22 protein-coding genes are annotated in these 19355 nt (G+C 58.5%); 14 read left to right on the top strand and 8 right to left on the bottom strand.

Annotated elements, in window-relative coordinates; all coding sequences use genetic code 11:
- Positions 1-93: 93 nt before the first annotated feature.
- The 5 genes from gcvP to AC22LX_RS11360 are packed head-to-tail and all read left to right on the top strand — an operon-like array spanning position 94 to position 4644.
- Positions 94-2967, top strand: coding sequence for an aminomethyl-transferring glycine dehydrogenase (gcvP, locus tag AC22LX_RS11380; RefSeq protein ID WP_213293069.1), 2874 nt, complete (start codon positions 94-96; stop codon positions 2965-2967).
- Positions 2968-3027: 60 nt separating this feature from the next.
- Positions 3028-3771, top strand: a complete 744-nt coding sequence (locus tag AC22LX_RS11375; RefSeq protein WP_063415671.1) for an SDR family oxidoreductase — start codon at positions 3028-3030, stop codon at positions 3769-3771.
- Between the two features lie 54 nt (positions 3772-3825).
- Positions 3826-4044: a hypothetical protein gene (locus AC22LX_RS11370; protein WP_487333980.1), complete on the top strand. Its 219-nt coding sequence runs from the start codon at positions 3826-3828 to the stop codon at positions 4042-4044.
- A gap of 39 nt (positions 4045-4083) precedes the next feature.
- On the top strand, positions 4084-4302 hold the full coding sequence (locus AC22LX_RS11365; RefSeq protein WP_487333980.1) for a hypothetical protein: 219 nt from the start codon (positions 4084-4086) through the stop codon (positions 4300-4302).
- 39 nt (positions 4303-4341) lie between these two features.
- Positions 4342-4644, top strand: coding sequence for a hypothetical protein (locus AC22LX_RS11360; RefSeq protein ID WP_487333979.1), 303 nt, complete (start codon positions 4342-4344; stop codon positions 4642-4644).
- Between the two features lie 181 nt (positions 4645-4825).
- Here AC22LX_RS11360 and AC22LX_RS11355 read toward each other — a convergent pair whose 3' ends face one another.
- From AC22LX_RS11355 to AC22LX_RS11330, 6 genes are all read right to left on the bottom strand, one after another.
- A complete protein-coding gene (locus tag AC22LX_RS11355) occupies positions 4826-5329 on the bottom strand; it encodes a protein disulfide oxidoreductase (protein ID WP_396279422.1) in 504 nt (167 codons plus the stop codon).
- Positions 5319-5930 carry a DsbA family protein gene (locus AC22LX_RS11350; protein ID WP_045392001.1) on the bottom strand — a complete coding sequence of 204 codons (612 nt, stop codon included), beginning with the start codon at positions 5928-5930 and terminating at the stop codon, positions 5319-5321. The genes AC22LX_RS11355 and AC22LX_RS11350 overlap by 11 nt, the downstream gene beginning before the upstream one ends.
- 1 nt (position 5931) lies before the next feature.
- Positions 5932-7941: a protein-disulfide reductase DsbD family protein gene (locus AC22LX_RS11345; RefSeq protein WP_063447221.1), complete on the bottom strand. Its 2010-nt coding sequence runs from the start codon at positions 7939-7941 to the stop codon at positions 5932-5934.
- A 49-nt stretch (positions 7942-7990) separates the two neighbouring features.
- Positions 7991-8350, bottom strand: coding sequence for a copper resistance protein (locus tag AC22LX_RS11340; protein WP_015369786.1), 360 nt, complete (start codon positions 8348-8350; stop codon positions 7991-7993).
- A 124-nt stretch (positions 8351-8474) separates the two neighbouring features.
- A complete protein-coding gene (gene bglA, locus AC22LX_RS11335; RefSeq protein WP_032712496.1) occupies positions 8475-9908 on the bottom strand; it encodes a 6-phospho-beta-glucosidase BglA in 1434 nt (477 codons plus the stop codon).
- Positions 9909-10027: 119 nt separating this feature from the next.
- The gene (locus AC22LX_RS11330; protein WP_045391997.1) at positions 10028-10756 is read right to left on the bottom strand and encodes a MurR/RpiR family transcriptional regulator; all 729 of its coding nucleotides are present in this window, start codon (positions 10754-10756) and stop codon (positions 10028-10030) included.
- 50 nt (positions 10757-10806) lie between these two features.
- Between AC22LX_RS11330 and yqfB the strand changes: the two genes are divergently transcribed.
- The 3 genes from yqfB (at position 10807) to AC22LX_RS11315 (ending at position 12303) form a co-directional block, all read left to right on the top strand.
- Positions 10807-11118 (top strand): N(4)-acetylcytidine aminohydrolase, encoded by a 312-nt coding sequence (yqfB, locus tag AC22LX_RS11325; RefSeq protein WP_045374015.1) that lies wholly within the window; start codon positions 10807-10809, stop codon positions 11116-11118.
- 164 nt (positions 11119-11282) lie between these two features.
- Positions 11283-11942, top strand: a complete 660-nt coding sequence (gene trhA, locus AC22LX_RS11320) for a PAQR family membrane homeostasis protein TrhA (protein ID WP_008806429.1) — start codon at positions 11283-11285, stop codon at positions 11940-11942.
- 25 nt (positions 11943-11967) lie between these two features.
- Positions 11968-12303: a hypothetical protein gene (locus AC22LX_RS11315; protein WP_155956313.1), complete on the top strand. Its 336-nt coding sequence runs from the start codon at positions 11968-11970 to the stop codon at positions 12301-12303.
- Here the strand turns inward: AC22LX_RS11315 and ygfZ are convergent.
- A complete protein-coding gene (ygfZ, locus tag AC22LX_RS11310; protein ID WP_045391991.1) occupies positions 12300-13283 on the bottom strand; it encodes a tRNA-modifying protein YgfZ in 984 nt (327 codons plus the stop codon). The genes AC22LX_RS11315 and ygfZ overlap by 4 nt on opposite strands.
- A gap of 223 nt (positions 13284-13506) precedes the next feature.
- Here ygfZ and sdhE point away from each other — a divergent pair, with 223 nt between their 5' ends.
- Both sdhE and AC22LX_RS11300 read left to right on the top strand, forming a co-directional pair.
- Entirely contained in the window at positions 13507-13773 is a 267-nt protein-coding gene (gene sdhE / locus AC22LX_RS11305) for an FAD assembly factor SdhE (RefSeq protein WP_015369791.1), read from the top strand.
- A complete protein-coding gene (locus AC22LX_RS11300; RefSeq protein ID WP_015369792.1) occupies positions 13754-14164 on the top strand; it encodes a protein YgfX in 411 nt (136 codons plus the stop codon). Before sdhE ends, AC22LX_RS11300 begins: the two co-directional genes overlap by 20 nt.
- Before the next feature lie 7 nt (positions 14165-14171).
- Here AC22LX_RS11300 and fldB read toward each other — a convergent pair whose 3' ends face one another.
- A complete protein-coding gene (fldB, locus tag AC22LX_RS11295; protein ID WP_015369793.1) occupies positions 14172-14693 on the bottom strand; it encodes a flavodoxin FldB in 522 nt (173 codons plus the stop codon).
- 100 nt (positions 14694-14793) lie between these two features.
- On the opposite strand from fldB, the gene xerD reads away from it, so the two are divergent.
- The 4 genes from xerD to prfB all read left to right on the top strand — a co-directional run bounded on the left by xerD (position 14794) and on the right by prfB (position 19349).
- On the top strand, positions 14794-15690 hold the full coding sequence (gene xerD / locus AC22LX_RS11290; protein ID WP_032715787.1) for a site-specific tyrosine recombinase XerD: 897 nt from the start codon (positions 14794-14796) through the stop codon (positions 15688-15690).
- A 22-nt stretch (positions 15691-15712) separates the two neighbouring features.
- The gene (gene dsbC, locus AC22LX_RS11285; protein ID WP_045374003.1) at positions 15713-16426 is read left to right on the top strand and encodes a bifunctional protein-disulfide isomerase/oxidoreductase DsbC; all 714 of its coding nucleotides are present in this window, start codon (positions 15713-15715) and stop codon (positions 16424-16426) included.
- A 5-nt stretch (positions 16427-16431) separates the two neighbouring features.
- Positions 16432-18165, top strand: a complete 1734-nt coding sequence (gene recJ, locus AC22LX_RS11280) for a single-stranded-DNA-specific exonuclease RecJ (protein WP_045391988.1) — start codon at positions 16432-16434, stop codon at positions 18163-18165.
- Between the two features lie 85 nt (positions 18166-18250).
- Positions 18251-19349, top strand: a protein-coding gene (gene prfB / locus AC22LX_RS11275; protein WP_108418699.1) for a peptide chain release factor 2 whose coding sequence is annotated in 2 segments (ribosomal slippage) — positions 18251-18325 and positions 18327-19349 — 1098 coding nt in all. Because the reading frame shifts where the segments join, the coding sequence is not laid out codon by codon here.
- The last annotated feature ends 6 nt before the right edge of the window (positions 19350-19355 follow it).

The following is a 19355-nucleotide window of genomic DNA, read 5'->3' as shown; positions in this document are numbered from 1 at the left end:
GGGTGAGGGGAACCGATAATACCCTCACCCCAGCCCTCTCCCAAAAGGAGAGGGAGAAAACACATTCACCGCACGTTTCAGGAACCATCGCTCATGACTCAGACTTTAAGTCAGCTTGAAAACCGCGACGCCTTTATTGAACGTCATATTGGCTCGGACGCTCAGCAGCAGCAAGAGATGCTGAAGACCGTCGGCGCGGATTCGCTTAACGCCCTGATTGGCCAGATTGTGCCGCAGGATATCCAGCTGGCGACCCCACCGCAGGTGGGAGACGCGACTACCGAATTCGCCGCGCTGGCGGAGCTGAAGGCGATCGCCGGTCGCAACAAGCGCTTCAAGTCTTACATCGGCATGGGTTACACCGCCGTGCAGCTGCCGCCGGTCATTCAGCGCAACATGCTGGAAAACCCGGGTTGGTATACCGCCTACACCCCTTACCAGCCGGAAGTATCCCAGGGCCGTCTGGAATCGCTGCTCAACTTCCAGCAGGTCACTCTGGATCTGACCGGGTTGGATATCGCTTCCGCTTCGCTGCTTGATGAAGCCACCGCCGCCGCCGAAGCAATGGCGATGGCCAAACGCGTCAGTAAACTGAAGAACGCCAACCGTTTCTTCGTTGCCGCCGACGTCCATCCGCAAACCCTGGACGTGGTTCGCACCCGCGCGGAAACTTTCGGCTTCGACGTGATTGTCGATGACGCCGACAAAGTGCTCGATCACCAGGATGTCTTTGGCGTGCTGCTGCAGCAGGTCGGCACCACCGGTGAAATCCACGATTACAGTAAACTTATCGCCGAGCTGAAAGCGCGCAAAGTGATTGTCAGCGTCGCCGCCGACTTTATGGCGCTGGTGCTGCTGACGGCGCCGGGCAAGCAGGGCGCCGATATTGTCTTCGGTTCCGCCCAACGTTTCGGCGTGCCGATGGGCTATGGCGGCCCGCACGCGGCCTTCTTCGCGGCGAAAGATGAATTCAAACGCTCCATGCCGGGCCGTATTATCGGCGTATCGAAAGATGCGGCGGGTAATACCGCGCTGCGCATGGCGATGCAGACTCGCGAGCAGCACATCCGCCGCGAGAAAGCGAACTCCAACATTTGTACCTCGCAGGTCCTGCTGGCCAACATCGCCAGCCTGTACGCGGTTTTCCACGGCCCGGCGGGCCTGAAACGTATCGCTGGCCGCATTCATCGCCTGACCGACATTCTGGCCGACGGCCTGCAGAAGAAAGGGCTGAAGCTGCGCCATGCGCACTACTTCGACACCCTTTGCGTCGAAGTGGCGGATAAAGCCGCGGTGCTGGCGCGTGCCGAAGCGCTGCAGATTAACCTGCGTAGCGATATTCACGGCGCGGTTGGCATTACGCTCGATGAAGCGACCACCCGCGAAGATGTGCTGAATCTGTTCCGCGCCATCGTTGGCGACGATCACGGTCTGGATATCGATACCCTGGATAAAGACGTGGCGCTGGATAGCCGTTCGATCCCGGCGGCGATGCTGCGCGACGATGCGATCCTCACCCATCCGGTGTTCAACCGCTACCATAGCGAAACCGAGATGATGCGCTACATGCACGCGCTGGAGCGTAAAGATCTGGCGCTGAACCAGGCGATGATTCCTCTGGGATCCTGCACCATGAAACTGAACGCCGCGGCGGAAATGATCCCGATCACCTGGCCGGAATTTGCCGAGCTGCACCCGTTCTGCCCGGTCGAGCAGGCGGAAGGTTATCATCAGATGATCGCCCAGCTTTCTGACTGGCTGGTGAAACTGACCGGCTATGACGCCGTCTGTATGCAGCCGAACTCCGGCGCGCAGGGCGAGTATGCTGGCCTGCTGGCGATTCGCCACTATCACGAGAGCCGCAACGAAGGCCATCGCGATATCTGCCTGATCCCAAGCTCCGCGCACGGCACCAACCCGGCTTCCGCGCAGATGGCGGGTATGCAGGTAGTGGTGGTTGCCTGCGATAAAAACGGCAACATCGATCTTGCCGATCTGCGTGAAAAAGCAGAGCAGGCAGGGGCGAATCTCTCCTGCATCATGGTCACCTATCCGTCGACCCACGGCGTGTATGAAGAGACCATCCGTGAAGTATGCGAGATAGTGCACCAGTTCGGCGGCCAGGTTTACCTCGACGGCGCCAACATGAACGCCCAGGTCGGGATCACTTCTCCGGGCTTTATCGGCGCAGACGTTTCGCACCTCAACCTGCATAAAACCTTCTGCATTCCGCACGGCGGCGGCGGCCCGGGTATGGGCCCTATCGGCGTGAAAGCGCACCTGGCGCCGTTTGTACCGGGCCACAGCGTGGTACAGATTGAAGGCATGCTGACCCGTCAGGGCGCGGTTTCCGCCGCGCCGTTCGGCAGCGCTTCCATTCTGCCGATCAGTTGGATGTATATCCGCATGATGGGCGCGGAAGGGCTGAAGCAGGCGAGCCAGAACGCGATTCTCAACGCCAACTATATCGCTACTTGTCTGAAAGATGCTTATCCGGTGCTGTATACCGGCCGCGACGGTCGCGTGGCGCACGAATGTATTCTCGATATTCGTCCGCTGAAAGAAGAGACCGGCATTAGCGAGCTGGATATTGCTAAGCGCCTGATCGACTTTGGTTTCCATGCGCCGACCATGTCCTTCCCGGTTGCCGGGACGCTGATGGTTGAGCCGACGGAATCGGAAAGCAAGGTAGAGCTGGACCGCTTTATTGACGCCATGCTGGCGATTCGCGCGGAAATCGATCGCGTTAAAGCCGGTGAATGGCCGCTGGAAGATAACCCGCTGGTGAACGCGCCGCACACCCAGGGCGAGCTGGTAAGCGAGTGGAACCATCCGTACAGCCGCGAGCTGGCGGTATTCCCGGCTGGGTTGCACAACAAGTACTGGCCAACGGTGAAACGCCTGGATGACGTGTATGGCGACCGTAACCTGTTCTGCTCCTGCGTCCCGATGAGCGAATACCAGTAAGTGGTGAATTAGCTAAACTTTTAAAGGCGCTGCGGCGCCTTTATTTTTTGGAGGGAAGGTATGGCGATAGCTCTGATTAGCGGCGCGAGCCGCGGCATAGGCCGGGCGACGGCGCTGCTGCTGGCGCAGGAAGGGTATACCGTCGCGGTTAATTATCATCACAACATTAAAGCCGCCACCGAAGTGGTCAATACCATTGTTGAATCTGGCGGCAAAGCCACGGCGCTGCGGGCCGATATCAGCGATGAAGCGCAGGTGATGGCGATGTTTGAGGCGGTTGACCGCATGGGCGAACCGCTGGTGGCGTTGGTCAACAATGCCGGGATCCTGTTTACCCAATGTACGGTAGAGAGCCTGAGCGCCGAGCGTATTAACCGCGTGCTGGCCACCAACGTCACCGGATACTTTCTTTGCTGTCGCGAGGCGGTAAAGCGCATGTCGCATCGGCATGGCGGCAAGGGCGGGGCGATAGTTAACGTTTCGTCGGCGGCGTCGCGCCTTGGCGCGCCGGGCGAGTACGTTGACTATGCCGCGTCGAAAGGGGCGGTAGATACCCTGACCACCGGGCTGGCGCTGGAGGTGGCGGCGCAGGGGATTCGGGTAAACGGCGTGCGTCCGGGGCTGATTTATACCGAGATGCACGCCTCCGGCGGCGAACCGGGACGCGTGGACAGGGTGAAAAGTTCGCTACCGATGCAGCGCGGCGGCCAGCCGGAAGAGGTCGCTCAGGCCATTGCCTGGCTGCTGAGCGACAAAGCGTCGTATGTGACGGGCAGTTTCCTCGAACTGGCGGGCGGTAAATAACCCGTAGATGTCTATTGCCCGGCGGTGCTTCGCTTGCCGGGGAAACCTTCCCGGATGGCGGCTACGCCTTATCCGGGCTACCCAACGATGCGTACCCGTAGCCCGGCTGAGCGCAGCGCGAGCCGGGGAAACCTTCCCGGATGGCGGCTACACCTTATCCGTGTTACCCAACGATGCGCATCCGTAGCCCGGCTGAGCGCTGCGCTTGCCTGGGAAACCTTCCCGGATGGCGGCTACGCCTTATCCGGGCTACCCAACGATGCGTACCCGTAGCCCGGCTGAGCGCAGCGCGAGCCGGGGAAACCTTCCCGGATGGCGGCTACGCCTTATCCGGGCTACCCAACGATGCGTACCCGTAGCCCGGCTGAGCGCAGCGCGAGCCGGGGAAACCTTCCCGGATGGCGGCTACACCTTATCCGGGTTACCCAACGATGCGCATCCGTAGCCCGGCTGAGCGCTGCGCTTGCCTGGGAAACCTTCCCGGATGGCGGCTACGCCTTATCCGGGCTACCCAACGATGCGTACCCGTAGCCCGGCTGAGCGCAGCGCGAGCCGTGGAAACCTTCCCGGATGGCGGCTACGCCTTATCCGGGCTACCCAACGATGCGTACCCGTAGCCCGGCGGCGCAGCGCGAGCTGGGGAAACCTTCCCGGATGGCGGCTACACCTTATCCGGGTTACCCAACGATGCGCATCCGTAGCCCGGCTGAGCGCTGCGCTTGCCTGGGAAACCTTCCCGGATGGCGGCTACACCTTATCAGGGCTACCCAACGATGCGTATCCGTAGTCCGACTGAGCGCAGCGCGAGCCGGGGAAACCTTCCCGGATAGCGGCTACACCTTATCAGGGCTACCCAACGATACGTACCCGTAGCCCGATTGAGCGCAGCGCGAGCCGGGGAAACCTTCCCGGATGGCGGCTACGCCTTATCCGGGCTACCCAACGATGCGTACCCGTAGCCCGGCTGAGCGCAGCGCTTGCCGGGGAAACCTTCCCGGATGGCGGCTACGCCTTATCCGGGCTACCCAACGATGCGAGCCGGGAACCCGACGGTCTACCAGGAGGCCAGCCACAGCCGCAGGCGCATTCCCCAACTGCTGGTCCAGCCGGTGGTGACCGACTTCACCTCGCCTTGAGAAATGAACACCAGCGTTGGCGTCACCTGCACGCCCCACTGCCGCGCCAGCTGGCCGCTCGGATCATTCACCGTCGGCAGCGCCATCTTCTTCCTGGTCAGCCACTTCTCCAGCGTGGCGTTATCGCCGGAACGCAGGGCTACCGTCAGCACATTGCCGCCGTCGGCGGCAAGCGAGGCCACCGACGGCGTGGTATAGCGACAAACTCCGCACCAGGTCGCCCAGACGTACAGCAGCAGCGGCTTTTGCTGGCTCATAGCGTTCAGATCCAGCGTCCTGCCGTCGAGTGTCTGCAGCGATGTGGCGCTGAAGTTTTGCGGTAGCGCGGGCTGGCGAAAATAATCCACCGCCAGGCTCACCGCCGCGCCAATCAGCAGCCACACCGCTAGCTCGCGCAGCCAGCGCCTGATTTTACTGGCCACGGGCTTTCGCCAGCTGTTCTTTCACCAGCCCCTCCAGCTCATCAGCAGGGATTGCGCCGGCCACCATCTGATCGCCGATGATGGTCGCCGGGGTGCCCTGAATATTCAGCACCTGCGACAAAATCAGGTTCATTTTCAGCGAATCCATGGTCTTGTCATCAATATTCACGCTATCGGTGGCGGTTTTCTTCTGCGCGGCGGCGATGCTGGCGTCATCGTGATAGCCTTTTTTCGCCATCAGCCGCTGATGCAGCGCCCAGAACTTATCTGGCTGCTGACGCCAGGTGGAGAGCGCGGCTTTAGCGGCATTAACCGAACTCTGCCCTTTAAACGGCAGCAGCTTAACGATGAGCTGGATGTCCGGATTATCGTGGACGATTTTTTCCAGCATCGGATCAAACTGTTTGCAGTAAGGGCAGTTGTAATCGGTAAACGAGACGATCGTGAGCTTCGGCGCTTTCGCGCCGGTGCGCGGGCTGTTCGGATCGTTAAACAGCAGTTGGGCTAACTGGTCATTACCATTTGATTGCGGTTCTTGCTCCGGGGCGGCGAAGCTGAAGGCCGATACGCACAGCAGTAATAAGGCGGTGATAGCTCTCATGTTATTTTCCTTTAGCGGCGGACAGGGTGGCGAGAAGTTGTTCGCGATCTAACAGCGCAGGCAGAATTTGTCCCTGCGGCAATCCCGGTCCGTAAATCTGGTTAAACGGCACCGCGGCGCTGCCGCGAGCGGTTAAAAACTGACTAATGTCGGCGGAGGGGCGGCTCCAGTCGCCGCGTAAGGCGACCACATCTGGCGCTGATAGCGCCTGCTGGATGTCATCGCGCAGCAGCACGTTGTATTTATTGGCTTTACAGGTCACGCACCAGTCGGCGGTGACATCAATAAACACCCGCTTATGCTCCGCAAGGGCGCTGGCGATAGCCTGCTCGCTGAGCGGCTGCCAGTTAACCCGGTCGCGGCGCGGGCCCTGGCCGTCCTGTTGGGCGACAAAGACGACGGCGCCCGCCGCTACGATGGCCAGAGCACCCGCGCGCAGCGCCGTACGCCAGCGGTAGCGCCAGGCGGTGGCCAGGAGCAGGACGATGGCCAGAATCACCAGCAGGGTAAGCACCGGCGTACGGCCGATGTGGATCGTCAGCAGGCTGACCAGCCATAGCGCTGAGCCAAGCATCATCAACCCCAGCACCACCCGCAGATGATTCATCCAGCGGCCCGGGCGCGGTAGACGTTGCGCCAGACCCGGCCAGGCGACGATAAGCAGCCACGGCAGGCTCATGCCGATCCCCATGGCGAAGAAAATACCCCACAGCAGCGGCAGCGGCGCCACCAGCGCCACTGAAACGGCGGTACCGAGGAACGGCGCGGTACAGGGCGTAGCCAGCAGAGTGGCGAAGGCGCCCTGCCAGAAATGGCCCATTAAGCCGTTGCCGCCCCGGGTGGCGAGGAAGGTACTGGCGCTGGAGGAGAGACGGATTTCGAACAGCCCTAATAAACTGGCGCTGAACAGCACCATCACCAGCGCCATCGCGCCGATAAACCACGGGTTCTGGAACTGGATCCCCCAGCCGAGCGCCTGATTACCTAAGCGTAGCGCGGTCATCATCAGCGCCAGCGCCAGGAAGGAGACGACGATCCCGCATACCGAGGCGAGGAACTGCCGCCGCACCGCGCCGCGTTCGCGACGTTCGGTTTGCATCAGCGAGCCGAGTTTCATCGCCAGCACCGGCAGCACGCACGGCATGACGTTGAGGATTAGCCCGCCGGCCAGCGCCATCAGCAGCACCCAGCCTAACGCCAGCCCCGGCGCGGCGCTGCCGGCGGCGATGGCGATATGGCTTTCCTGCGCCTGGCCGCTATCGGCCAGCACCAGCGACAGCGTTTTGCCGCTCAGGTCCGGCGCCGTTTCGCCCCAGCTATCGGTGACCGGTACGGTGGCGGTCAACGTATCGCCGCGGCTGGTAAAACTCGGCTTGCCGAAATCGACATCCTCCATGCTGTCGATAAACAGCGCTGGCTGCTGCCAGCCGGCATCGCGGCGAGCGGTTACCGTCAGCTTACCGCTGACGTAGCTGGCGCTAAGCGCCGAGGTGAGACCGTCGCGCAGGGGCAGCGTGCCCATCGCGCGGGTGAAATCGTAATTAAAACGCTCCCCCGCCGGAGCCGTCATATCCAGCGAAAAGGGGTAGTCAGTGAGAATGCAGACATTGCTGCAGGTAGAGAGCGTCAGTACGCCGCTAAGCGTCGGCGGTATTTTGCCGCGCAGGGTCATCGGGAAGCTGACGTCGCCGTGATACCCCTGAGTGGAAATACCCGCGACGTCGAAGCGTTGTGGCGTCGGCCAACGCCAGTTAACCTCCAGCGGCGTGTGCCAGGCGATAGCCGGCGCGATGCCGCCTTCGCCCGGCGAACGCCAGTAGGTTTTCCAGCCCTTTTCCAGCGCTACGTCTAAAAGCAGGCGGGTGTCGCCATTGCTTTCGCTTTGCGCCCGCAGGCGCACGCTGGCGTGTTGATTGTCGGCGACGCGCAGCCAGCCGCTATCGGCAGCCTGGCTGACGGGCAGCCATAGCCAAAGCAGGCAGACCAGCAGTCGCCTGAATACCATAAACATAAATTTTCTCCGTAAGTAATAAATTAACCTGAGCTGTCAGGAGAATTAATCACTCACGGAAGACGCATAATCGTAGATGCACCCGCAATCGGGGGGGAGAAATGACGCGGGGAGGCCAGATACGCTCGATACGCGGCGGGATGGCCGCCAGCACCGCCAGCAGCAGGGCGATAGCGAGTAGCGCCCCTTCAAACAGCATCGGCGGAACGGCCATCAGCGACTTGGCGCTGAGTTCGCAGGGGGAGACCGGCGCCTCGGCATTATCCGGGCCAGGTTGGGCGGATTGGCTGGCGGCCGTGACGTTCATCACCAACGCATGCATCCCCGCCATTCTCTGGGCGGTGCAGATCAGCACCACCAGGCAGGCAAGGAGTACAAGAAGAATGGCTTTGCGTTGTCGCTTAATCATGGTCGCCTCAAATATTCACGAGGCCTATCTTATCGGGCGAACGCGTTTTAGCAATGGTAAAGCTGTAAAGAAGTGTCTGGCGGATAAGTGATTTGCCCCCTCCCGGCCGGGAGAGGGCGGTCAATTACAGATTCTCGCCGTTACTGGCGATGACTTCTTTGTACCAGTTAAAGCTCTTCTTGCGCGAGCGGGACATATCGCCGGTGCCGTCATCGTGTTTATTGACGTAGATGAAGCCGTAGCGTTTGCTGTACTGGCCGGTAGTGAAGGAGACGCAGTCGATGCAGCCCCAGGGGGTATAGCCCATCAGATCGACGCCGTCATAAGTCACCGCTTTAATCATCTCTTCGACGTGGGCGCGGAGATAATCGATGCGGTAGTCATCGTTGATGCTGCCGTCGGCTTCTACTTTATCGTAGGCGCCAAAGCCGTTTTCCACGATAAACAACGGCTTCTGGTAGCGCTCATACAGTTCGCACAGGGCGTAACGCAGGCCAACCGGGTCAATCTGCCAGCCCCAGTCGGAGGCTTTCACGTGCGGGTTCGGCACGCTGCCTTCGAAGCCGGAAATGGCATCGCCGGTGCCGCCTTCGGCTTTCACCGCGTTGGTCATGTAGTAGCTGAAGCCGAGATAGGCGCAGGTGCCTTCACGCAGGATCTGCGCGTCGCCGTCTTCCATCTTGATGTTGAAGCCGCGGCGCTCCCATTCATTCAACACATAGCTCGGGTAGTAACCGCGTAGCTGGACATCGGTAAAAACATAGCGTTCGCGCATCGATTCCTGGGCGAACATGACATCTTCCGGTTTGCAGGAGTAAGGGTAGAGGGCGACCATCGCCAGCATGCAGCCGACCTGCATTTCCGGGTTGATACGACGCGCCGCTTTCACCGCCAGCGCGCTGGCGACGAACTGGTGATGCAGCACCTGGTACATGGTCTCTTCCGGGTTTTCATGCTCGGTATAGACCACGCCGGAGCAACAGTAGCCGAACAGCGGCGCGCGCCAGTTACGCTGGTTATTGATCTCGTTAAAGGTCATCCAGTATTTCACTTTGTGCTTATAGCGCTCAAAGACCACTTCGGCGAAGCGCACAAAGAAATCGACCACTTTGCGGTTGGTCCAACCGCCGTACTGCTGGACCAGATGCAGCGGCATTTCAAAGTGGGAAAGGGTGATTACCGGCTCGATGTTGTACTTCAGCAGTTCATCAAACATGTCATCGTAGAATTTCAGCCCTTCTTCATTTGGCTGAGTTTCGTCGCCCTGCGGGAAGATGCGGGTCCAGGCAATAGAGGTGCGGAAGCATTTGAAACCCATCTCGGCGAACAGCTTGATGTCTTCTTTGTAGTGGCCGTAAAAATCAACCGCTTCATGGTTAGGGTAGTATTTACCCGCTTCGACCTGTTGGGTGATTTCGCGCGGCACGCCGTGCGCCCCGCCGGTCAACACATCGCAGATGCTGGGGCCTTTGCCGCCTTTATTCCAGCCGCCTTCAACCTGATGCGCGGCGACCGCGCCGCCCCACAAAAAGTCTTTGGGAAGAGTCAATTTTTTCATCTTTGCTAATCTCTATGAATCACTATTGCGATTGAGTCTAGCAAAGCGAAATTGAATGTCACGATATAACAAATCCCGCTAAAGGTAATATGTTACATCAAAAAAACAGGCTGTTACTTTTAGCCGATTTTGCGCGCTAATTTACGCCCCAGTGATTCGAGTATATATATCACCGGTATCTGCGTTGTAATATCGTAAACGCCGCCGATGCGCGTTTGCGGCACGTGCCAGGAGAGATTGAAATCAGCCAGTTTCGCCAGCCGCGAATGCTCATGGCTGGTAATCGACATCACCTTGCAGTGATGCAGGCTGAACTGGCTGGCAAAGCGAAGAATTTCTTCGGTTTCGCCGGAGACGGAAAGCACAATCGCCAGCGCGTTGCGGGCCATATCATTGGTGACCGGGAAATAAGGATCGTCAATATGGTTGCTGAATTTGCCGACGTTGGAAAAGAAACGTGCGCCATATTTCGCTAGCGCGCCGGAAGTACCGGCGCCGACGAAAATAATACGTTCGGAGGAGAGAATAATATCGACGGCCTGTTCGAGCAATTCATCAAATTCGTCATTATTGACGCTTTTAAAAAAGCTCATTATTTCGCTGGCACCGATATTTGCCTGTTGAGGCTCATTCTGCTCAAGATATAATTTAAAGCGTACGCGAAATTCAGAGTAGCCCTCGCACTGCAGTTTGCGGCAGAAGCGCAACACGGTAGTGGTGGAGACCCCGGCGGCCTCGGCCAGTTCGCGAATAGTCATGTACATCACTTTGTCACGATTCTTAATGACGTAGTGGTAGACCATCATCTCAAGATTATTGAGACTGGCGACAGCGGCGTGGGAGAACATACTCACAGTGGCGAACTCACAATTCATAAAGACCAGGACGGAATTATACCATGCAGGCTAATGACATTACCTTTTTTCAGCGTTTTCAGGACGACATCCTCGCCGGGCGCAAAACGATCACCATTCGCGATGCGGCGGAGTCGCACTTTAAGGCCGGTGACGTGCTGCGCGTCGGACGCTATGAAGATGACGGCTACTTCTGCACTATCGCCGTTACCGCGACCTCGACGGTGACGCTCGACACGCTAACTGAACAGCATGCTCAACAAGAGAATATGACCCTCGAACAGCTGCGGCAGGTCATCAGGGAAATCTATCCTGCGGAAGATCGGTTTTATGTTATTGAATTCAAACGCCTTTAAATAAAACCAGCACAGCTGTTAGTTGAAATATTCTTGTAACATTATGATTTTAATGTATTTACAAATATACATCGTTTTATTTTAGCTAACAGGTGTTCACTGGAATCATTCTCAGTTAACCTAAGTGGGCAATGAAAGCGTTCTTGTTTTCACGGAGTCAAAATATGGTTCGCAAACCATTAATCACTCAGGGATATTCTCTGGCAGAGGAAGTTGCCAATAGCATCAGTCACGGGATCGGGCTGGTGTTCGGTATTGTCGGCCTCGTGTTGCTGCTGGTGCAGGCGGTAGACACGAACGCCAGCGCGACGGCGATCACCAGCTACAGCCTGTACGGCGGCAGCATGATTATGCTGTTCCTCGCTTCCACGCTCTATCACGCTATCCCGCATCAGCGGGCGAAACAGTGGCTGAAGAAATTCGACCACTGCGCCATCTACTTGCTGATTGCCGGAACCTACACGCCATTTTTGCTGGTGGGATTGAATTCGCCGCTGGCAAAGGGGCTGATGATTGTCATCTGGAGCCTGGCGTTACTGGGGATCCTGTTTAAACTGACAATCGCGCACCGTTTTAAAATTTTGTCGCTGGTGACCTATCTGACGATGGGCTGGCTGTCGCTTATCGTGGTCTATCAACTGGCGGTGAAGCTAGCGGTGGGCGGGGTAACGCTGCTGGCGGTTGGCGGGGTGGTGTACTCGCTGGGGGTCATCTTCTACGTCTGCAAACGTATTCCTTATAACCATGCTATCTGGCACGGCTTCGTGCTCGGCGGCAGCGTGTGTCACTTCCTGGCGATTTATCTTTACGTCGGCCAGTCCTGATTTAACTTCCACGGTGGCGCTGCGCTTGCCGTGGCTACGATACTCTACGGTCTGGAAATTCCACGGTGGCGCTGCGCTTACCGTGGCGACGATATTCTGCGGCCTGGAAATTCCACGGTGGCGCTGCGCTTGCCGTGGCTACGATACTCTACGGTCTGGAAATTCCACGGTGGCGCTGCGCTTACCGTGGCTACGATATTCTGCGGCCTGGAAATTCCACGGTGGCGCTGCGCTTGCCGCGGTCACGATATTCTACGGCCTGGAAATTCCACGGTGGCGCTGCGCTTACCGTGGCTACGATATTCTGCAGGCTGGTAGCCCGGCTAAGGCGCAAGCGCCGCAAGCCGGGAACTGTTCTTAATCTTCTTCCAGCGAATACGGCAATGGCTTGATGCTCAGGCTGCCGGCATCATCACGCACGCGGAACACGCTGTCCGGTTCCATATCGTTATTCATCACCACCTGGACCATCAGGCTTCCGTCATCCAACTGTACGGCTGCCAGCACCGTACCGGTGCGGCGCCAGTTGTCGCCCATTTTCAGCTCCAGATCTTCCCTGGCTTCCGGCACCCGGCTGGCGGTACCCGCCAGCGTCCACAGCGCGCGTTTATTGGCGCCGCGGAATTTCGCCCGGGCGACCATTTCCTGGCCGGTGTAGCAGCCTTTCTTGAAGCTGATACCGCCCAGCGCCTGCAGGTTGGTCGCCTGCGGAATGAACTGCGCGCTGTTTACGCTGTCGATAACCGGCAGACCGGCCTCGATGTTCAGCGCCAGCCACTGCTGGCTGTTGTTAAGCTGCGCTTCGCCGCGCAGCGCGTCTGTCACCCGGTTGGCGGTGTCGGCATCGGTCACCAGCAGGAAGCGTTCGGCAGGATGTTCAAACCACAGCAGGCTGGTCACGCCTTCGGTGACCACCGGTTTACCAGCGTCCGGCAGCGCGGCGAACAATGGAGCCAGCGCGGCGCGCGCCTGGAAACCGGCAACGCCCAGCAGGACCAGATCGTCGTTTGCGGCGATGGTGACTTTGGAGAAGACGGCATATTTTTTCAGTTCGGTCAGCTGCGCTTCGCGCAGGCTGCGGCGCTCAATCCACGCGAAACCGCCGTCGCGGTGGAAGACGCGCAGGTTGCTCCACATTTTGCCTTTGGCATCACAGTGCGCGGCAAGCAGATGCTGATCGGCGGTTAAATGGCTGACATCGGCGGTGATCTGCCCCTGCAGATACTTCTCGCCATCCGGACCGGTAATCGTCGCCAGCGCCCAATCATCCAGCGTCATCAGCGTTAACGGCAGACGAGCGGAAGAAGAGGGCTGACGCGGAGGAAAAGGTGTAAAAGCCATAGTCATATCCTGAATAGCTTAACGCAGAGTGAATGACTAATGGTAAAAGAGCTATGGTGCAATGCAAGCGCTTTCGGCAAGCCATTTGTGCCCTCAGGACGCGGTGAATACCCGGCCGGATGTTGGGCTTTTATGGAATGCTGCTCGCACAAGGCGATATTACTGTAAAGTAAGTGCCTAAAAAGGGTTAAACTAAGCTATATCTTGATGCTGGAAGGACAACATGGACATTAACAACAAAGCTCGCATCCACTGGGCATGCCGCCGCGGTATGCGCGAACTCGATATCTCCATCATGCCGTTTTTCGAGTATGAGTACGACACGCTCAGCGATGACGACAAGCGCCTGTTCATCCGTTTGCTGGAGAACGATGATCCGGATCTGTTTAACTGGCTGATGAATCACGGCAAGCCGGCTGATGCGCAACTTCAACGGATGATAAATTTAATCCAGACTCGGAATCGGGAACGTGGTCCTGTGGCAATCTGATTTACGTATTTCCTGGCGTTCGCAGTGGTTCTCGCTGCTGCTGCACGGGGTGGTGGCGGCGATAGTGCTGCTCATGCCCTGGCCGTTAAGCTACACCCCGATTTGGCTCCTGTTGCTATCGCTGGTGGTGTTTGACTGCGTGCGCAGCCAGCGGCGGATCCACGCCTGCCAGGGAGAAATTAAGCTGTTAATCGACTCCCGTTTACGGTGGCAAAAAACGGAATGGGATATCGTCGGGACGCCATGGGTCATCAGCAGCGGGATGCTGCTGCGCCTGAAGCATGCGGAAACCGGCCGTAGCCAGCATTTGTGGGTGGCGGCGGATAGCATGGATGCGGGGGAATGGCGGGATTTGCGCCGGCTGGTGCTGCAAAAGCCGGCGCACGACTAACTCAGGATCAGGCGAAGTGCTCCGCCATTTCGCCGAGGATCTGCTCGCACCAGTTCTGGATGCGCTCATCGCTCAGGTCGTATTGATTGGTTTCATCCAGCGCCAGGCCGACGAACAATTGGCCATCGGCGATAACCGGTTTCGGGCTGGTGAACTCATAGCCCTCGGTTGGCCAGTAGCCGACAAACTTCACGCCTTTGGTCGCCAGCTTATCGTGCAGCATCCCCAGCGCGTCAAGGAACCATTCGCCGTAACCAAGCTGATCGCCCATGCCGTACAGCGCGACGATTTTGCCATTCAGATCTAAGGCGTCGAGCTGTTCCCAGACCGCTTCCCAGTCTTCCTGAATTTCGCCGAAATCCCAGGTCGGGATGCCGAGGATCAGCACGTCGTACTGGCTCATCAGCGCGGGGGAGTCATCTTTCAGATTATGCAGCGTCACCAGCTCGGGGCCGATGATATCGCGGATTTTTTCCGCGGCCATTTCGGTGTAGCAGGTACTGGAGCCGTAAAAAAGACCTATATTCATCGCGTAAACGTCTCAATTCTTGCCGTGAATTGCGCCCAGTGTACCAGAAAGGCGGCCTCTTAAGGCATAATGAGGGCGTATAACGAACAAAGAGGCCGATGTGAAACAGGATCTGGCACAAATTGAACAGTTTCTCGATGCCCTTTGGCTGGAGCGTAATCTGGCGGAGAACACGCTCAGCGCCTATCGTCGCGATTTGACGATGCTAGTGGAGTGGCTGCATCATCGCGGACTGACTCTGGCAAGCGTCGGCAGCGACGATTTACAGGCGCTGCTGGCCGAGCGGCAAACCGGCGGCTACAAAGCGACCAGTACCGCACGGCTGCTTAGCGCCGTGCGCCGCTTCTTCCAGCATTTGTACCGGGAGAAAGTCCGCCCGGACGATCCCAGCGCGCTGCTGGCTTCGCCGAAGCTGCCGCAGCGGCTGCCGAAAGATCTCAGCGAGGCGCAGGTTGAGCGTCTGCTGCAGGCGCCGCTGGTGGAACAGCCGCTGGAGTTGCGCGATAAGGCGATGCTGGAAGTGCTGTATGCCACCGGCCTACGCGTATCCGAACTGGTTGGCCTGACGATGAGCGATATCAGCCTGCGACAGGGCGTACTGCGGGTTATTGGTAAAGGCAACAAAGAGCGGCTGGTGCCGCTGGGCGAAGAGGCGGTGTCATGGGTTGAAAATTACCTTGAATACGGCCGCCCGTGGCTGCTGAACGGCGTGGCTTCGGACGTGCTTTTCCCCAGCCAGCGCGCGCAGCAGATGACGCGACAGACCTTCTGGCACCGCATTAAACACTATGCCGTACTGGCGGGGATCGACAGCGCGAAGCTCTCCCCGCACGTGTTGCGTCATGCGTTCGCCACGCATTTGCTCAATCACGGCGCCGATTTACGCGTGGTACAGATGCTGTTAGGACACAGCGATCTTTCCACCACGCAAATCTACACCCACGTGGCGACCGAACGTTTACGACAACTTCATCAACAGCATCACCCGCGGGCGTGAGTGCTGAATAAAAGGACTGAGTATGAAAAAAGGTTTATTGATGTTCACCCTGCTGGCGGCCTCGCTCTCCGGCGCGGCGCATGCCGATAGCGCGGCGATCAAACAGTCGCTGGCGAAACTGGGTGTGCAGAGCACCGATATCCAACCGTCGCCGGTTTCCGGGATGAGCACGGTGCTTACCGACAGCGGCGTGCTGTACGTCACTGACGATGGTAAACACATTATTCAAGGACCGATGTACGACGTCAGCGGCGCGCAGCCGGTTAACGTCACCAACCAGTTGCTGGTCGGCAAGCTGAACGCCTTATCCAAAGAGATGATTGTCTATAAAGCGCCGAAGGAGCAGCATGTCATTACCGTCTTTACCGACATCACCTGCGGCTACTGCCACAAGCTGCACGAGCAGATGAGCGACTATAACGCGCTGGGGATCACCGTGCGCTATCTGGCCTTCCCGCGTCAGGGGCTGCAAAGCCAGGCCGAGCAGGACATGAAAGCGATCTGGTGTGCGAAAGATCGCAACAAAGCGCTGGATGACGCCATGAACGGTAAGGGCGTACAGCCGGCGAGCTGCAATGTGGATATCGCTAAACATTACACGCTTGGCGTACAGATGGGCGTCAACGGTACCCCGGCGATGGTCCTTAGCAATGGTATGGTGCTGCCAGGCTATCAGGGGCCGAAAGAGCTTAAAGCTTTCCTCGACGAGCATCAAAAACAGACAAGCGGTAACTGATTCGCGTGAAACAACAGATACAACTACGCCGCCGCGAGGCGGTTGACGGCGTCGACCTTCCCGCCGACCTGCCGCCGCTGCTGCAGCGGCTGTATGCCAGCCGCGGCGTGCGCAGCGCGCAGGAGCTGGAGCGCGGCGTCAAAGGCATGTTGCCATGGACGCAACTCACCGGCGTTGAAAAAGCCGTTGAAATGCTGCATGACGCTTTCCAGAAAGGGTTACATATTGTGGTGGTCGGCGATTTTGACGCCGATGGCGCCACCAGTACCGCCCTTAGCGTGCTGGCGCTGCGCGCGCTGGGCTACGGCAACGTCTCTTATCTGGTGCCGAACCGTTTTGAAGACGGCTATGGTTTAAGCCCGGAAGTGGTCGATCAGGCGCACGCGCGCGGCGCGCAGATGATCATGACCGTCGATAACGGTATTTCATCGCATAGCGGCGTCGATCATGCCCATGCGCTGGGCATTCCGGTGCTGGTGACCGATCACCACCTTCCGGGCGAGACGTTGCCAGCGGCGGAGGCCATCGTTAACCCTAACCTGCGCGATTGCGACTTCCCGTCAAAATCGCTGGCCGGGGTTGGGGTGGCGTTTTATCTGATGCTGGCGCTGCGCACTTTCCTGCGAGATAACGGCTGGTTCGAGGCCCGCGGTATCGCCGCGCCAAACCTTGCCGAGCTGCTGGATTTAGTGGCGCTGGGCACCGTTGCGGACGTCGTGCCGCTGGATGCCAACAACCGCATCCTGACCTGGCAGGGGTTAAGCCGCATTCGCGCCGGAAAATGTCGGCCAGGCATTAAAGCGCTGCTGGAAATTTCTAACCGCGATCCGCAAAAGCTTGCCGCCAGCGACCTCGGTTTCGCCCTCGGGCCGCGCCTGAACGCTGCGGGGCGGCTGGATGATATGTCCGTCGGCGTCGCGCTGCTGCTGTGCGATAACATCGGCGAAGCGCGGGTGCTGGCCAGTGAGCTCGATGCGCTTAACCAGACGCGCAAAGAGATCGAACAGGGGATGCAGGCCGAAGCGCTGACCCTGTGTCAGCAACTGGAACGCAGTAGCGAAACCCTGCCCGGCGGGCTGGCGATGTACCATCCGCAATGGCATCAGGGGGTGGTCGGCATTCTGGCATCCCGGATTAAAGAGCGCTTCCATCGCCCGGTTATCGCTTTTGCGCCTACCGGCGACGGCACGCTCAAAGGTTCTGGCCGCTCTATTCAGGGGCTGCATATGCGCGATGCGCTGGAGCGCCTTGATACGCTTTATCCTGGGCTAATCCTGAAGTTCGGCGGCCACGCGATGGCGGCGGGCTTATCGCTGGAAGAGGCGCGTTTTGAGGAGTTTCAACAGCGCTTCGGCGAGCTGGTGACCGAGTGGCTGGATCCCGCATTATTGCAGGGCGAGGTGGTTTCCGACGGCCCGCTGGCGGCGGCGGAGATGAGCATGGAAGTGGCGCAGATGCTGCGCGATGCCGGGCCATGGGGGCAGATGTTCCCGGAACCGCTGTTTGATGGCCGTTTCCGCCTGCTGCAGCAGCGGCTGGTGGGCGAGCGTCACCTGAAGGTGATGGTCGAACCGGTTGACGGCGGGCCGCTGCTGGACGGTATTGCCTTCAACATCGATACTTCCATTTGGCCGGATAACGGCGTGCGTGAAGTACAGTTAGCCTACAAGCTCGACATCAATGAGTTCCGCGGCAACCGTAGCCTGCAGCTGATCATCGATCACCTCTGGCCAAATTGACAACAGTGTATTAATAAGGGCGCGAATCCGGTAGAATTCCGCTCTTATCACCGCATTTTGACAAATCCATTAAAAGAAACCGACCATGTTTGAAATAAATCCGGTAAAAAACCGCATTCAGGACCTCACGGAGCGCTCCGACGTTCTTAGGGGGTATCTTTGACTACGATGCGAAGAAAGAGCGTCTCGAAGAAGTAAACGCCGAGCTGGAACAGCCGGACGTCTGGAACGAACCTGAGCGCGCACAGGCGCTGGGTAAAGAACGTTCTTCTCTGGAAGCTATCGTCGAAACGCTGGATCAGATGACCCAGGGTCTGGAAGATGTCGCCGGACTGCTGGAGCTGGCGGTAGAAGCCGAAGACGAAGAGACCTTCAACGAAGCGGTTGCCGAGCTGGACGGGCTGGAAGAGAAGCTGGCGCAGCTTGAGTTCCGCCGCATGTTCTCCGGCGAGTATGACAGCGCCGATTGCTATCTTGATATTCAGGCCGGTTCCGGCGGCACCGAAGCCCAGGACTGGGCCAGCATGCTGATGCGCATGTACCTGCGTTGGGCGGAAGCGCGCGGCTTTAAGACCGAAATCATCGAAGAATCCGAAGGTGAAGTCGCGGGCATTAAATCCGTGACCATCAAAATCATGGGCGATTACGCCTACGGCTGGCTGCGTACTGAAACCGGCGTTCACCGTCTGGTACGTAAGAGCCCGTTCGACTCCGGCGGCCGCCGTCATACCTCCTTTAGCTCGGCGTTCGTTTACCCGGAAGTTGATGACGATATCGATATCGAAATTAACCCAGCCGACCTGCGTATCGACGTATACCGCGCGTCCGGCGCCGGTGGTCAGCACGTTAACCGTACGGAATCCGCGGTGCGTATTACCCACATCCCGACCGGGTTGGTGACGCAGTGTCAGAACGACCGTTCGCAGCACAAGAACAAAGACCAGGCCATGAAGCAGATGAAAGCGAAGCTTTATGAGCTGGAAATGCAGAAGAAAAATGCCGAGAAGCAGGTGATGGAAGATAACAAATCCGACATCGGCTGGGGCAGCCAGATCCGCTCTTACGTGCTGGACGACTCGCGTATTAAAGATCTGCGCACCGGGGTGGAAACCCGCAACACTCAGGCGGTGCTCGATGGCAGCCTGGACCAATTTATCGAAGCAAGTTTGAAAGCAGGGTTATGAGGAACC

The organism is Klebsiella sp. PK01, assembly GCF_057624675.1.
This window is presented reverse-complemented; position numbering and strand designations above follow the sequence as displayed.